Annotated in this window: 15 protein-coding genes; 7 read left to right on the top strand and 8 right to left on the bottom strand. The window is 45.9% G+C overall.

What is annotated here, in order from left to right; all coding sequences use genetic code 11:
- Nucleotides 1–3 precede the first annotated feature (3 nt).
- Genes trpA through WA381_RS13330 form a run of 6 tightly spaced genes read right to left on the bottom strand, consistent with a single transcriptional unit; the run spans nucleotide 4 to nucleotide 6,806 of the window.
- Nucleotides 4–813, bottom strand: coding sequence for a tryptophan synthase subunit alpha (trpA, locus tag WA381_RS13355; protein WP_014978830.1), 810 nt, complete (start codon nucleotides 811–813; stop codon nucleotides 4–6).
- On the bottom strand, nucleotides 813–1,994 hold the full coding sequence (trpB, locus tag WA381_RS13350; RefSeq protein ID WP_014978831.1) for a tryptophan synthase subunit beta: 1,182 nt from the start codon (nucleotides 1,992–1,994) through the stop codon (nucleotides 813–815). Before trpB ends, trpA begins: the two co-directional genes overlap by 1 nt.
- Nucleotides 1,995–2,014: 20 nt before the next feature.
- Entirely contained in the window at nucleotides 2,015–3,424 is a 1,410-nt protein-coding gene (trpCF, locus tag WA381_RS13345; RefSeq protein ID WP_014978832.1) for a bifunctional indole-3-glycerol-phosphate synthase TrpC/phosphoribosylanthranilate isomerase TrpF, read from the bottom strand.
- Nucleotides 3,417–4,448 carry an anthranilate phosphoribosyltransferase gene (gene trpD / locus WA381_RS13340; protein WP_014978833.1) on the bottom strand — a complete coding sequence of 344 codons (1,032 nt, stop codon included), beginning with the start codon at nucleotides 4,446–4,448 and terminating at the stop codon, nucleotides 3,417–3,419. Before trpD ends, trpCF begins: the two co-directional genes overlap by 8 nt.
- Entirely contained in the window at nucleotides 4,441–5,073 is a 633-nt protein-coding gene (locus WA381_RS13335; protein ID WP_014978834.1) for an aminodeoxychorismate/anthranilate synthase component II, read from the bottom strand. The genes trpD and WA381_RS13335 overlap by 8 nt, the downstream gene beginning before the upstream one ends.
- Complete coding sequence (locus tag WA381_RS13330) at nucleotides 5,070–6,806, bottom strand: anthranilate synthase component 1 (RefSeq protein ID WP_014978835.1); 1,737 nt, start codon at nucleotides 6,804–6,806, stop codon at nucleotides 5,070–5,072. The genes WA381_RS13335 and WA381_RS13330 overlap by 4 nt, the downstream gene beginning before the upstream one ends.
- A gap of 278 nt (nucleotides 6,807–7,084) precedes the next feature.
- Here WA381_RS13330 and WA381_RS13325 point away from each other — a divergent pair, with 278 nt between their 5' ends.
- The 6 genes from WA381_RS13325 to dkgB all read left to right on the top strand — a co-directional run bounded on the left by WA381_RS13325 (nucleotide 7,085) and on the right by dkgB (nucleotide 12,383).
- The gene (locus WA381_RS13325) at nucleotides 7,085–7,942 is read left to right on the top strand and encodes a PHP domain-containing protein (protein WP_041449827.1); all 858 of its coding nucleotides are present in this window, start codon (nucleotides 7,085–7,087) and stop codon (nucleotides 7,940–7,942) included.
- 226 nt (nucleotides 7,943–8,168) lie between these two features.
- Entirely contained in the window at nucleotides 8,169–8,789 is a 621-nt protein-coding gene (locus tag WA381_RS13320; RefSeq protein ID WP_014948946.1) for an L-threonylcarbamoyladenylate synthase, read from the top strand.
- Nucleotides 8,790–8,983: 194 nt separating this feature from the next.
- On the top strand, nucleotides 8,984–9,847 hold the full coding sequence (locus WA381_RS13315) for a segregation and condensation protein A (RefSeq protein WP_156086165.1): 864 nt from the start codon (nucleotides 8,984–8,986) through the stop codon (nucleotides 9,845–9,847).
- Nucleotides 9,834–10,427 carry an SMC-Scp complex subunit ScpB gene (gene scpB / locus WA381_RS13310; RefSeq protein WP_061485340.1) on the top strand — a complete coding sequence of 198 codons (594 nt, stop codon included), beginning with the start codon at nucleotides 9,834–9,836 and terminating at the stop codon, nucleotides 10,425–10,427. The genes WA381_RS13315 and scpB overlap by 14 nt, the downstream gene beginning before the upstream one ends.
- Before the next feature lie 40 nt (nucleotides 10,428–10,467).
- Complete coding sequence (gene rluB / locus WA381_RS13305; RefSeq protein WP_061485342.1) at nucleotides 10,468–11,364, top strand: 23S rRNA pseudouridine(2605) synthase RluB; 897 nt, start codon at nucleotides 10,468–10,470, stop codon at nucleotides 11,362–11,364.
- Nucleotides 11,365–11,579: 215 nt separating this feature from the next.
- Entirely contained in the window at nucleotides 11,580–12,383 is an 804-nt protein-coding gene (gene dkgB / locus WA381_RS13300; RefSeq protein ID WP_061485345.1) for a 2,5-didehydrogluconate reductase DkgB, read from the top strand.
- A gap of 225 nt (nucleotides 12,384–12,608) precedes the next feature.
- On the opposite strand, the gene WA381_RS13295 is transcribed toward dkgB, so the two are convergent.
- Together WA381_RS13295 and WA381_RS13290 are read right to left on the bottom strand one after the other, a co-directional pair.
- On the bottom strand, nucleotides 12,609–13,172 hold the full coding sequence (locus tag WA381_RS13295; protein WP_061485347.1) for a sugar O-acetyltransferase: 564 nt from the start codon (nucleotides 13,170–13,172) through the stop codon (nucleotides 12,609–12,611).
- Nucleotides 13,173–13,212: 40 nt separating this feature from the next.
- On the bottom strand, nucleotides 13,213–13,884 hold the full coding sequence (locus tag WA381_RS13290) for a hypothetical protein (RefSeq protein ID WP_061485349.1): 672 nt from the start codon (nucleotides 13,882–13,884) through the stop codon (nucleotides 13,213–13,215).
- Between the two features lie 593 nt (nucleotides 13,885–14,477).
- Here WA381_RS13290 and WA381_RS13285 point away from each other — a divergent pair.
- Complete coding sequence (locus WA381_RS13285; RefSeq protein ID WP_156086166.1) at nucleotides 14,478–14,972, top strand: arsenate reductase family protein; 495 nt, start codon at nucleotides 14,478–14,480, stop codon at nucleotides 14,970–14,972.
- The last annotated feature ends 9 nt before the right edge of the window (nucleotides 14,973–14,981 follow it).

Raw genomic sequence — 14,981 nt, 5'->3', positions numbered from 1 at the left:
CGCTTATCCTTTTGCCGTAGCGGCTTTCATGCTTTCAACAAAGCTGCCGAGCTCGCTCAGCATTTTGTGGCTGTCCGATAAATTAGCGGCGATGATATTCACTGTCGCCGAGCCTGAAATTGCGCCAGCGGCACCTGCGTCAATAGCAGATTTAACCTGTTCAGGTGTAGAAATACCAAAGCCTAACAATGCTGGTGCTGCTTTGTGTTTGTTCAAGCGCTCAATAAGCTCTGAAGCAGGCACGTTTGCGGCAGTTTCTGCGCCAGTAACGCCCGCACGACCCAGCAAATACGTGTAGCCTTTCGAGTATTCCCCGATTTTTTCCATGGTTTCGTCAGTAGCATTGGGCGGTGCAATCAAAATCTGAGAAATGCCAGTGGCTTCGGCTGCTTTTTGGAAAGGTGCAGCCTCGCGAATAGGAACGTCAGCGACCAAAATTGAGTCAACGCCTGCCTCTTGCGCTTTATTGTAAAAATTCTCAATGCCTTGTGCCATTACTAAGTTGCTGTACAGTAGCAAGCCGATAGGCACATCTGGATATTTTGCGCGAACACGTAAAATAACACCCAAGCAATCTGCTACCGTCACCTTGTTACTTAATGCGCGAATGGCAGAAGCTTGGATAGTCGGGCCATCAGCAATGGGGTCAGAGTAAGGTATACCTAACTCAAGTGCGTCAGCACCGCTTTCTACCAGCTGGCAAATAATGTCTTCAGATTGCGCTAAATCGGGGTCACCTATCATTACGAAAGGTACGAATGCGCCTTGGCTCTTTTCATCAAGGCCGGCAAACATCTGTGCATATCTATCCATTATAAATCGTCCCCTAAAATGTTGATAACGTGCGCTAAATCTTTGTCGCCACGACCTGATAAGTTAACTACGATGATGGTCTCTTCTTCCGCTTCATCCGCCATATTAAGTGCGTGCGCTAAAGCATGCGACGATTCAAGGGCTGGAATAATACCTTCTTTCCTGGCAAGCAATTGGAATGCATTCAGTGCTTCTTCGTCGGTAGCGGCAACGTATTCCGCTCGACCAATGTCGTGAAGGTAAGCATGCTGAGGGCCAACAGCAGGGTAGTCGAGACCAGCAGATACTGAGTAGCTCTCTTCAATCTGGCCTTCTTTGTCTTGCATGATGAAGGTGTAAGCGCCGTGAAGAATACCTTTTGTACCCGTCACGATAGTTGCGCCGTGCTCTTTGGTGTGCACGCCTTTACCTGCAGGCTCAACGCCCACTAAGCGCACAGAGGGCTCATCAATAAAGTCTGCAAACATACCGATAGCATTTGAGCCTCCGCCCACGCATGCTACTACAGCGTCAGGTAAGCGACCTTCTTTTTCCATAATTTGAGCGCGAGTCTCTTCACCAATCATGCGGTGATATTCACGAACAATGGTCGGGAAGGGGTGAGGACCCGCTGCTGTGCCTAACAAATAGTGCGCTTTATCATAGTTCGCTGACCAGTCGCGCATAGCTTCGTTTACGGCATCTTTAAGGGTACCAGAGCCTGCATTTACAGGAATAACCTCTGCGCCCATAAGCTTCATACGGAACACGTTTGGCGCTTGACGTTCAACGTCTTTTGCACCCATATAAATACGTGCTTTAAGCCCAAGCAACGCACACGCTAAAGCGGTTGCAACACCGTGCTGGCCCGCGCCAGTTTCGGCAATAACTTCTTTTTTACCCATGCGCTTAGTAAGTAGCGCTTGGCCTAATACCTGGTTAGTTTTGTGTGCGCCACCATGAAGTAGGTCTTCACGCTTTAGATATAATTTTACCTTTGGGTTACTCACAAGGTTGCGAGTTAACGTCATTGATGTTGGACGGCCGGCATAGTCTTTTAACAGAGATAAAAACTCTTCGTTGAACGCTGGGTCGTCCTTGGCATCCAAAAATGCTTTTTCCAGTTGGTCTAGTGCTGGAATAAGTAGCTCGGGCACGTACATGCCACCAAATTCACCAAATTTTGTATCTAACTGGTTCATTACGTTGTCCTGTATTTAAATTAGTAACGGCGGCAAATGGCAAAAAGCGCGTCGAGTTTTTCTTCGCTTTTCACGCCGGGTGCGGTTTCTACGCCTGAATTCACATCAATAGCACCACAGCCGGTTGCAATAGCTTCTGCAACATTCTGGGCGTTAATACCGCCAGCAAGCACTAACTTATGCTTCGCTTCGATATCGTTTAATAACTGCCAATTGAACGCTTCGCCTGTACCGCCTTTGGCATCACCCACTTGGCAATCCAGAAGAACGCGGCTGATAAGGCTGTTATTTAAGTGTCTGTCCACTGTTTCTGGTAGTGCGTCAGAAGAGGTTGCTTTAACACCTTCGACTTTCCAAATTTCACAACCTACTGGAAGCTTGGCAGCAAGCGCTGAAATGTAGGTATCATCTTCGCTGCCGTGAAGCTGCACGGCAAAAAGGTTGAGCGAGGCGGCGAGTGATGCCACTTCATCAATGTCGTGATTAACGAGCACACCAACAAAAGCACCGTCAACGCTCTGCGTTATAGTCAAAGCCTGTGCTTCGCTCACACAGCGTGGCGATTTTTCAGCGAAGATAAGCCCGCCAAAGCTAGCGCCTTTATCAAACGCCATTTGTGCTTGTTCGGGGCTGGTAAGCCCACACACTTTAACTGCACCATTCACTAACGTTTTTACTGCGCGCGGTAGGTCAGCCTCGGCCATTAACGCACTGCCCACCAAAAAGCCTTGGGATACAGGCGCTAAACGAAGCACGTCTTGGTGCGTGTATATGCCCGACTCTGAAATAACCACGTAGTCGTGCGTGGCTTTTTCAAGCATGGGCACAAGGCGTTCGGTGGTGGCTAAATCGGTAGAAAGGTCGCGTAAGTTGCGATTATTGATACCAATGATGTTGGCTTCAAGGGCAATAGCGCGCTCCATTTCTTCTTCATTACTTACTTCGGTAAGAATGTCTAATGACAGAGCATTGGCAACGTTTGCCAACTCGCGATATTCGTCATCATTTAGCACACTAAGCATTAATAGCACTGCGTCGGCATTATAGTGACGGGCTAGATACACTTGATAGGTATCAACGAAGAAATCTTTGTTAAGCACAGGCTGAGCAACACGCTCAGTAACATAAGCTAAGTACTCAAATTTACCTTGGAAGTACTTCTCGTCTGTCAGCACAGAAATACCGGCAGCATAAGGCGTGTAAGCCGCTAAGATCTCGTCTAAATCGAAATGCTCTCGAATAAGGCCTTTTGAAGGCGATGCTTTTTTGCATTCGAAGATAAAGCCTGCATTTGGCTCACTAAGTGCCGCAAATAAACTCTTTTCAGAAGGAACTAGATTCGCCTTGAAGCTTTCTAGCGGCAGTGCTTCTTTGCGTGCGGCCACTTCTTCTCGTTTGTCTGCAACAATTTTCTCAAGCACATTAGCCATTCGTGCTTACCTCCTGAGTAATTTTGGCAACCTTCGTTAATAACTGCATGGGTAACCCTTCGGCCATAGCGTTCATCGCCATTTCAGCCCCTTCTTTGAAGGTTGATGCTTTGCCGGTTACTTTCAACAGTGCCCCGCAGTTCATAGCGATAGCGGCACGGTGCGCCTCTTTACCTTCGCCGTTTAGCGCTGCTTCAACAAATTGTCTGTTTTCTTCAGGTTCACCGCCCTCAATCGCAGCAAGAGGATAATGAGGTAAACCGAAGTCTTTAGCGGTAACGGTAAGCTTGCGAATATCACCGTGCTCAAGGTCGTAAATCATTGATTCGCCGTGAAGCGCCAGTTCATCCAAGCCATCGCCATGCACTATCATTGCGCGGTGTTGGCCAAGCAGCATAAGGGTTTTTGCGTAAGGTTCAAGCAGTTCAGGCGAGTATACGCCGAAAACGCCGTGAGTTGGACCTGCTGGGTTTGCCAGTGGCCCAAGAATATTGAACAGGGTTCTGGTCTTCATCGCAGCGCGCACGGGGGCTGCGTGGCGCATACCTGCATGATAAACCGGTGCAAAAAGAAATGTGAAATTTGCTTCATCTAAGCACTTGCGAGAAGTTTCTGGGCTAATTTCTAAATTAAGACCGAACTGTCGAAACAAATCAGCAGAGCCAGACTTACTCGACACACTGCGATTACCGTGTTTCGCCACCTTCACGCCACAAGATGCGGCAACTACACCGGCTGCACTGGAAATATTAATGGTGTTGTGGCCATCTCCGCCTGTACCAACGATATCTGCAAACTCATAAGACGGTGTGGGAAAGGGCAGTGCATTAGCCACCATTGCGCTCGCCGCACCCGCAATTTCGCTGGGTGATTCTTTTTTCATTTTCAGCGCAGTCAGCACTGAAGCAATCATCACCTCGCTTTGCTCACCGTGCATGATGCTGTTAAACAAGCTGTATGCCTCGGTTTGCGACAGTGATTCTCGCAACATAATTTGTTCTAGTAGAGGGCCTGCGTTAAGCATGGTTCGCTCCCTGTAACGTTAAATAGTCAATACTTTGCTTTAACAGCAAACTGCCGTGGGCTGTTAAAATAGATTCTGGGTGAAATTGGAAACCCAACATGCGATCTTCGCTGTTGTAAACTGCCATTACGGCCTCACTGCCGTCATCGTTTACCGTAGATGCGCAAACGTTAAGGTTTTCAGGCAATGAATGTGCCACTAAAGAGTGGTAGCGTGCTACATGTAAGGGCTGCTGTAAGCCTTTGAACATGGCGTCTTCAGAATGGGAAATAGCAGAAGACTTGCCGTGCATAACTTGGCTGGCGCGACCTACGGTGCCGCCGTAATGCTCAACAATAGCTTGATGGCCTAAGCAAATACCAATTACGGGGAACACGCCGTGTACTTTTTTAAGTAGCTCAGGCATACAGCCGGCTTCACTTGGTGCGCCTGGACCTGGCGACAACATAAGAAGCACAGGGCCTTTCGTTGCTTGTTCCTGCATTCTTTCAAACAGAGCATTTGCTGAAACCGTGTTGCGATAAACCTTAATGTCTAGGTTTAAGGTACGCAGTTCATCCACAAGGTTGTAGGTAAATGAGTCTACATTATCGAGCAAAAATAGGGTGGTCACTTGCTGATTCATGCGTTGCCTCCTTCATTTAATGCAACGTTGATACTTTCAGCTTCTTCTTGTAGCGCTGCTTTTACTGCACCAATTACCGCTTGCGCCTTAGCGCGGGTTTCATCAGCTTCAGCTTGTGGAACCGAGTCATATACTACACCTGCACCCGCTTGAATATAAGCCGTGCCGTTTTTCACAAACGCTGAGCGAATGACTATACAAGTGTCCATATCGCCTTGACCATTCAAGTAGCCAACCGCGCCGCCATAACTGCCGCGGCGTTTTTTCTCTACTTCACGAATTAACGTCGCTGCGCTTACTTTTGGTGCGCCAACTAGGGTGCCCATATTCATGCAGGCTTGATAAGCGTGCAGTGGATCTAAGTCGTCACGTAGCTGGCCAACCACGCGCGATACTAAGTGCATCACGTGTGAGTAACGGTCAACTTTTAGCAAGTCTTTCACATAGCGCGTACCTGGGCGACTCACTTTTGCAACATCGTTTCGGGCAAGGTCAACCAGCATAATGTGCTCAGACTTTTCTTTGTTGTCTTCGCGAAGGTTAAGCTCAATACGGCTGTCTAAATCTCTGTCGATACTGCCATCAGGGCGCTTGCCACGTGGACGGGTACCGGCAATCGGGTAGATCTCTACCTGATTACTTTCTCTTTCGTATTTAAGCGCTGATTCAGGAGAGGCGCCAAATATGATGAAAGCGGCATCTTGCATGTAAAACATGTAAGGGCTTGGGTTTGATTCTTTAAGTTTAGCGTAAGCAAGTAGCGGCGACGGGCAGGGGAGAGAGAATGTACGCGAGGGCACAACCTGAAAAATGTCGCCGGCTAAAATGTGCTGTTTTAAGTCCAGCACATGGTTGCAGAACTGTTCATCACTTAAATCAACACTCACTTCGACGCTTGGGTCAAAAGAAGAAAGTGACTGTCCGTTTTCAGTTGCGTTTGAGTTTTCTGAGTTGGAAACGAGTGACTGTCCGCTTTGTGCTTCACTTTCTACATCAGCAATCTTTGCTGTATTTGCACCTACTAGTGCTGGCTCAGCGGGCATATCGTGTAGCTGCTGATGAATTGCTTCTAAACGCTGAGCAATGGCAAAGTATTGCTGGGCAACGTCTTGTCCGCTAAAAACACTGCCAATTAAATGTGTCTCGCGGGTTTGGTGGTCAACGGTAATTAAGGTCTCTGCTAAGTAAAACACAAAGTCTGGACAGTCATTTTCACCTTCTGCAACATCAGGTAGCTTTTCAAAGCCTGCCAGCATGTCGTAGGCAAATACACCGCCTAAGAAAACCGCGTGGGGATGTTGGCGAATTGGCGTTATTTTATTGATAACAATGCGAAGCGCGTCCATTACGCTTGCGGCCTTTAAGCGGCTGTCTTCGTCAAGTTCACCGTCGGCTTGATCGCACACCAATGTAATTGAAGTGTCTGTCCTTTCTTTGATGTGTAGGCCGTCAGGGGCGTGGTCAACAAATAAAGGTAACACTGAAGCGCCGTTGCCTGTCAGTGCTTTCACTTCAACGCGGTTGCCCCGGCATTCCATGCGCAGTGCTGCATCAACCATTAACAAGCTTTGTAAATCGTCTTTAGAATCAATTTCTGCCGACTCTAAAAGCAGTGCGTTATTTTTATTGCCACAAAGGTGGGCAAACGCGGCAAGTGGATCATCGACATAGTGTCCCACCTGCTCAATTGTCTCTACCTTACCTGGAGAAATCCCCAGTTCCGCTAAACTCATTTTTGCTACTCTCCAACTGCAAAAAGACAAAAAAAAGGCCCGTATAAACGGGCCTTTATGTGTATTCATTCACGCACTACAGTGCACACCGCCCGTTAAGTTAGGGAGTGCCACCACCAAGCTGCAACTGTCATTGCTGTCGAAATGTCGTATGAATGCATGAATTACTCGTTGTTTTTCCAAACTTCAATAGGATTTGAAGCCGTTAGTACGTATACTTTGTGTGTATAGAAGAAAACAAATTGCCCTTTGTGTCAACCTAAAATTTGCATAAGACATTGAAAATAGATCTACATAGTCATACAAAATTCTCTGATGGCCACTTAACCCCAGAAGAATTAATCCTTCGCGCGCACACCATGCAGGTGGATGCGCTTGCCGTTACCGACCACGATACCGTAGCCGGTTTAGAAGAAGCGCACGCTACTCAAGCAAAACAAAAACGAGCACTCACCATAATTGATGGTGTTGAAATTTCCACCACTTGGCACAGTTTCGATATCCATATAGTTGGATTAAATGTGGACAGACACTGCCCAACGTTTCTTGAGCGGCTGCAAGGCCAGTCTCAAACCCGAGAAGCCCGAGCTGAAAAAATTGCTGATAAGCTCGAAAAGTGTGGGTTTGAAGGTGTTCTAACGCGAGCAAAAGCGCTAGCGGGCGTTGGCCAGGTGACACGGGCGCACTTTGCGCGCGTATTAGTAAACAACTACGGTGTGCCAAGTATGGACGCCGCGTTTAAAAAGTATCTTGGCAAAGGCAAACGAGCTGCAGTTAAAGCAGAGTGGCCAAGCATTGAAACGGCTATCGAGTGGATACACGATGCAGGTGGACAAGCGGTACTGGCTCACCCAGCCCATTACGACATGACAGCAAAATGGCTACGGCGCTTGGTGGCCTTGTTCGAACAAGCCAGTGGCGACGCCATTGAAACCGCATTTCCTGGCATAAATAAAACTAAACAAGAGCTTATTAACGAGCTTGCGCAAACCCATCAGTTGTTAGCATCGGCGGGCTCTGATTTTCACTTTCCGTCTCGTTGGACTGAGCTGGGTAAGAACCTCGGCATTAGCAGTAAGCTCACACCCGTATGGCATAATTGGAAACAATTTGAAGGGCAGATGGCCGAGAGCTAAGGAAATCTAATTTGTAACGCTCTCGGTATAAATGGGCAAGGTAAGGCAAATGGTTCACGTACGGTTGATGAGCGCTAAAGCTAATTAAAATGCCGAGAGTTGGTTGGTAAAAAGCTTAAAAGCGAGTTTTACCAACGAGCTTAACCAGCAAGCTTTACGAGTGGACAGACACTTACCTCGTTGGCAAAGTAGTATAGTTCTGCGCGTTTAAGAAAAGGAAGTAATTATGAGTCAATTTTTCTATGTGCACCCCGACAACCCGCAAAAGCGCCTAATTAGTCAGGCTTGTGAGTTAATTCGAGAGGGGGCAGTGGTGGTGTATCCGACAGACTCAGGCTACGCCATAGGTTGCCAAATGGAAGACAAAAAGGCGCTTGAGCAGTTGTGTCGTATTCGTCAAATCGATAAAGATCACAACTTTACCTTAATGTGTCGAGACATGTCTGAGCTATCAATTTACGCAAAGGTAGACAACACGGCGTTCAGGCAAATTAAGAACAACACACCAGGGCGTTACACCTTCGTGTTGAAAGCGACCCGCGAAGTACCAAAGCGTTTGCAAAACCCTAAACGTAAAACCATTGGAATTCGCGTGCCCGATAACGCCATTGCACTTGCATTATTGGAAGAGCTGGGCGAACCATTGATGTCTACGTCTTTGATTCTGCCAGGTAACACCATGGCTGAATCAGACCCAGATGTCATTCGCGACAACTTAGAAAAGCAAGTAGGGCTTATTATTCACGGTGGTTACATTGGAGAGCAGCCCACTACCGTGGTTGATTTGTCGGAAGACACGCCAGTCATTGTGCGGCATGGCACGGGCGATCCGTCTCCCTTTGAGTAACTTTCGTTAGGCTGGTTTTAAATAGCTTGTTTTGCTAGTTGCAGGTGAAAGTTATTGTAGGAAGCTATAAGCTAAATTTCTGGGGCCTGGTGAGCGTTGATGTACAGCAACGCACATCAGGCCCTTTTATGAACGCGTAAATAATAATATCAATAATCGCCGCTTTGTTAGCGCGTAAAAACGGTTGTGGAACTGTGTCAGAGCTTGTTGAAGAAAATAACAATGATAATAAGGCTCCTGTTGAGCAGGGGCTTTCGACACCTGTTCAGCAACCGTTGCCACTTGCGTTTATTAATGGCGAAGCGCTAATTGAAAAGCCTGAAGATCTCTTCATTCCCCCCGATGCCCTAGAGGTCATATTAGAAACCTTTGAAGGGCCGCTCGACTTACTGCTTTATCTTATAAGAAAGCAAAAGTTTGATATCACTACATTGCCCATCGCTGATGTTACCAAACAGTATATGGAATATGTGGATGCCATGATGTCGCTAAAATTAGAGCTGGCGGCAGAGTACTTGCTGATGGCAGCCATATTGGCAGAAATTAAGTCCAGACTTCTACTGCCTAAACGCAGTGACGATTCCGACGAAGAAGAAGACCCTCGCGCAGAGCTTATTCGCCGATTAAAAGAATACGAGCTAGTAAAGCAAGCGGCAGAAGATTTAGATATTCAGCCTAGACTTGAACGGGATATTTTCACCACTCACGTTGAACTAAGTGAGAATGTGGCGCCAATTCGTATTGAGCCCGATGTGTCTTTAGCTGAAATTGTATTGGCGTTCAGTGCGGCCATGAAGCGCGCTGAAGCGTTTGAACACCATACCATTGCACGGGAAGCACTGAGCACGCGAGAGCGCATGTCGCTCATCTTGTCTTTACTCACAACAACAGAATATACGCCACTTGAACGCCTATTTACGGTTGAAGAAGGTAAAGCTGGCGTAGTGGTTTGCTTCTTAGCAATTTTAGAATTAGTAAAAGAACAGCTAATTTTATGCATTCAGGCAGGTCCTTATGCAAAAATTCATGTAAAATTAGGTGCCCATGAAGAAAATTAACACGGCGCAGCTTAAACAATTGGTTGAGGCAGCAATATTTGTTGCTGATAAACCTATTTCAAAGCAGCATTTAAAAGAAACGGTACTCAATGAGTTTACCGTCGCTGATAGAACCTTGAGTAAGGTGCTTAACGAGCTAAAGTTAGATTATCAGCCAAGAGGCATTCAACTGGTGGAAGTAGCAAGTGGCTATCGCTTTCAATCGTTAGATGCGTTAAGCCCGTGGTTAAGCAAATTGTGGCAGGAAAATGCGCCAAAGTATTCTAGAGCAATGCTCGAAACCTTGGCACTCATTGCTTATCGGCAACCTATAACCCGCGGAGAAATAGAGCAGGTAAGGGGCGTGGCGGTAAGCAGTAATATTATAAAGACACTCACAGAACGAGACTGGGTAAAGGTAGTGGGCCACAAAGAAGTGCCTGGGCGACCAGCGCTTTACGCAACTACCAAAGGTTTCTTAGACTATTTTTCGATGACGTCGTTGAGCGATTTGCCCAATGCCGACGCTTTTGAAAATATGGCAGAAAGCGTTGCATCAGACTCGCCGCTTAAGGTGTTAAATGAGGCACCGTCTGAATAGACCGTGCGACCGTAAACAAGCAATTAAAGAGTGAAAAACCATGACTGAAAAGTTGCAAAAAGTGCTAGCTAACCAAGGGCTAGGCTCGCGACGAGAAATGGAACGTTGGATTGAAGAAGGCCGAGTATCGGTTAATGGTACAAAAGCGACATTAGGAGATAGAGTCGATCATACTGCACAGATTCGTGTGGATGGTCATTTGTTATCTCGTCAAACAGAACAGCCTGTCTGCCGTGTGTTGATGTACAACAAGCCTGAAGGTGAATTGTGTAGCCGTCACGACCCTGAAGGGCGCGATACGGTATTTGACCGTCTTCCCGCTATTCGATTAGGACGTTGGATCACGGTTGGTCGTCTAGACATGAACACCAGTGGTCTACTGTTATTCACCAACGATGGTGAATTGGCTAACCGCCTAATGCACCCAAAATGTGAAGTAGAGCGCGAATATGCCGTGCGTGTGTTCGGCGAAGTTACTGGAAAAACGCTTCATACCCTGCAAAAAGGGGTAGAGCTGGAAGACGGCGAAGCAAAATTCCTGACAATTTCAGGTGCGCCTACGCCGCAGCATGCTGAAGAAGAAAGCATGAACCGTTGGTACAATGTAACGTTGAAAGAAGGGCGTAACCGCGAAGTACGTCGTCTTTGGGAGTCGCAAGGCGTGCAGGTAAGCCGTTTGATCCGTGTTAAATATGGTCCAATCGAACTGCAAAAGCGTTTACCGCAAGGTGCGTGGGTAGAACTAGGATTAGAAGACGTGAACGCCCTTCGTACCCATGTTCAACTGCCGGATGAAACGCAAACTATGGTTAATGTACGCCAGGGTAAACTTGACCACGCGCGTTTAAGTCGCATGCGTCGCTCGGTTAAAAAGCATAAAGTGCGTAAGCAACAAGGTTTGAATAAACGAGCTGGGCGCCCCGCTAAACGTAAGTAATATCCAACTATATCTATTTGAATACTCAAGGCCGCGAGCAAATGCTAGCGGCTTTTTTTATGCCAGCATAAAACACAAACCTACTAACAATCAGAGTGGGTAACTTAATGCTACTAATCAATTAGCGCATTGCGATCTTCTTTTCAAACGATGGCGTAGGAACGTATGAATCTGCTACATCAAGTAGCAAATGTCACACGGAAAAGGAGAGAGTAATGAAAGATATGCCTCAGTTAGGAATGGGAACGTTTCGATTGAAAGGTGACGAGGCCCGTGAATCAGTCAGTAAAGCACTAGAGGTTGGTTTCCGACACATTGACACCGCACAATTTTATGGCAACGAAGCACAAGTTGGCGATGCAATAAAAACCAGCGGCCTTGATAGAAGCGAACTGTTTGTCACCACCAAGGTGTGGTATGAATCTTTGGGAGACGATCACTTTATACCAAGCGTTCACGAAAGCTTAGAAAAGCTGAAGCTAGAATATGTTGATTTGCTTCTTATCCATTGGCCATATCCAGGAAATGATATTTCACTAGAAAGTTACTTAGGCAATCTTGCCAAGGCGAAAGAGCTTGGGCTTACTCGTCATATTGGGGTGTCTAATTTCACTATTGATTTGTTAGATAAGGCCGAAAAGATTCTTGGTAAAGGCGAGATTTACACTAACCAAATTGAAATCCATCCTTTCATGCAAAATAAGAAAGTTGTTGAAGCGTGTAAGGAAAAAGGCATAAAAGCGACCGCATATATGCCATTTGCGGTAGGAAAAGTAATGAAGGACGAAACTTTATTGCGAATAGCGCAAAACCACGATGCGACGCCGGCGCAAGCTGTTCTGGCGTGGATGGAGAAACGCCACATTTACGCCATTCCTTCATCAACCAGTAAAGTACATTTGGCGGAGAATTTAGCTTACGGTGGTGTACATCTCACTGATTCAGAGCTCGAGCTTATTGATGATCTAGATAACGGTGACCGAATTGTAAGCCCAGATTTTGCTCCAGACTGGGATTAACGATTAATAAAGCACGTTTGTCTTTAGACTACTAACGGGGATAGCGTTTAATTTTACCTAGCTCTGTTTACTAGGCTAAACTTTGGGGCCGCCTTTGAGGTACTGATGGCGGCCCTTGAAGAGTCTTTGAATTATCGGTTCAGATTAAATCGATAGATGTGACTTGGTATGGACTCGTGTAAAGGTGTTTTTTTAAGGCATGTGATACCGAAAACATCACATGCTCTATTCGGCTTGCTCTATTTCTTTGATGACTTTGGCAGGGTTACCACCTATGACCACATTGTCGCCAAAAGACTTAGTTACCACCGCGCCAGAGGCCACAACCACATTGTCTCCCAACGTTACGCCAGGGTTTATGACCGCCATACCACCAATCCAGCAATTATCGCCAATAGTAATGGGCTTGGCGAACTCGATGCCGGTTGCCCTTTGTACAGGATCTAATGGATGCGTAGCGGTGTACAAGCCGACTTGAGGCGCAATCATGCAGTTATCACCTATCGTGACCTTCGCTGCATCTAAAATCACACAATTGAAGTTAGCGAAAAAATTTTCGCCTACGTGAATATTTTCGCCGTAATCACATTTGAATGAAGACTCGATGTAAAGCCTTTTTCCAGTACTACCAAACAGCCCTTTTAGTAGTCTTGTACGCTTTTTGTGGTCACTTTGACAAGTTGTGTTGAGCTCGTCTAATTGCATACGGCATTGCTTGCGCAATGCCGATAATGTTTTGTCTGACGGAAAGTATAAATCGCCAGCAAGCATCTTTTCTTGTTCAGTCATGCATTTCCAGTAGGTAAGCTTAAATGATTAAGCCAATACGTTACTGTGCACTGCCGTAGCTTACAATGACTTTTTGTTTTAGTTCATCGCTTTCAATGTCTAGGTTAACAGGGCGGTGCAAAACAATGCTGCCGTTTACAGTAACCGATGCACTAATCGATAGGGTAGGTTTGTTGTCTGATTTCTTGCCCCAAGCGCTTTCACTTTCCTTATATACGATATCGCCTAAAACGTGAGAAGAGCCAGACAAAGTAATATCGCCATTGAGTGTTTTGATGTGTTTTTCAATGGTTGTATCAACGGCTGTTATGTCTCCATTCACTGTTTCAACGCTACCGCCAATTGCACTTTGCGTAGGAAGCGTAACATTTCCATTCACGGTCTCTACACCCTTAAGCACATTGAGGTGTGAAGCTGCACTTACATCGCCATTTACAATGTCGATATTTCGGACAGACACATGGCTACCCATTTCAAGATTTCCGTTAACGATGCTGACTTCATCCGCGCCACCATGATCGCTAATTTCCACATTGCCATTAACAGAAGAAATATCGCCAGCGTGCTTCCCTTCAGCTATGTCAATGTTGCCTAGAATAGAACTGAAATCGCTGCCTTCTAATGCACTAGCGTCGCCAACATGGATAACGCAGCCAGTTAGCAAAGAGGCTGAAAGCAACATCGCTGCACTAGCAATAATAGACTTTTTCATATTCTTATATCCTTGATTGTTTTATAAATACTTAATAACACGCTTTGACGGTATTGATATCAAACACAAATTTTGTTGTGCATTTATAAAATACATATCACGTATCATGCCACTCTTAAAAAACATTTTAAATCAAAAGGTTAGTTTGATATGTCGAAGAGGGGTAGACTGGTTCAATGGTGTAATGACTAATTTTATAGTTTCATCTGTCACCGGATGGCGAATTTGACCATTCTGTACCACATGGCCCTAAGCTCAGAAGGGGACAGACACTCGCTTGAAGAAATTATTTAAAGAAATGGACAGACACTTAATGTGAATACATCTGTTTGGTTACAAGCTGCTTTTTTGAGTGTGTGTCCAACGAGTACAGGTAAGGTTTTAGCCTATGTGAGTGTCCGTCCTCGAATTGTATTTGGCCATAAACTGTTTTTTAAGTGTGTGTCCAAGAAGTACAGGTAGCAATTTGAGTGTGTGTCCAACGAGTACAGGCAAGGTTTTAGCCTATGTGAGTGTCTGTCCTCGAATTTTACTCGAATTTTAATAGTATGTTGGTATATGTGGTTTTTACTTTTTAGTGAGGTTAGGTGGCGATGATAAAGATTTATCACAACCCAGAGTGCGGCACGTCTAGGAATGTACTGGCGGTGATCAATGCCGCTGGGTATGAGGTGCAGGTTATTGAGTATTTACGTGTTGGGTGGGAACGTGAACAACTAACTTATTTATTGAATGCAGCTAACCTTAACCCTCGACAAGCGCTTCGCACAACAAAGTCGCCTGCTGCTGAATTAGGGTTACTTGAAGAAACAGTGAGTAACGAAATCATCTTTGAATTGATGCTGGAACATCCCGTTTTAGTGAATAGGCCTATTGTTTGCATTCCCAAAATTGAAAACGAAAAAGCAGTTTCTTTACCTCTTGGGAGAGTTGAAGGTAATTCCTATTCTGATAACGCGAAAGAAACAGTGAAATTATGCCGGCCAAGTGAAGCTGTACTGGATATTTTGCCTGTATGGCCACCAGGCCCTTTTGCTAAAGAAGACGGCACACCACTTATAGACCAAGATGGTAAACGAGTAATTTAAACGGAGTAG

The organism is Alteromonas sp. CH_MED4-4 (genome assembly GCF_037029575.1).
Classification (GTDB): domain Bacteria; phylum Pseudomonadota; class Gammaproteobacteria; order Enterobacterales; family Alteromonadaceae; genus Alteromonas; species Alteromonas macleodii.
Note: the sequence above shows the minus strand (reverse complement) of the source record. Positions and strands in the feature narration are given on the sequence as shown.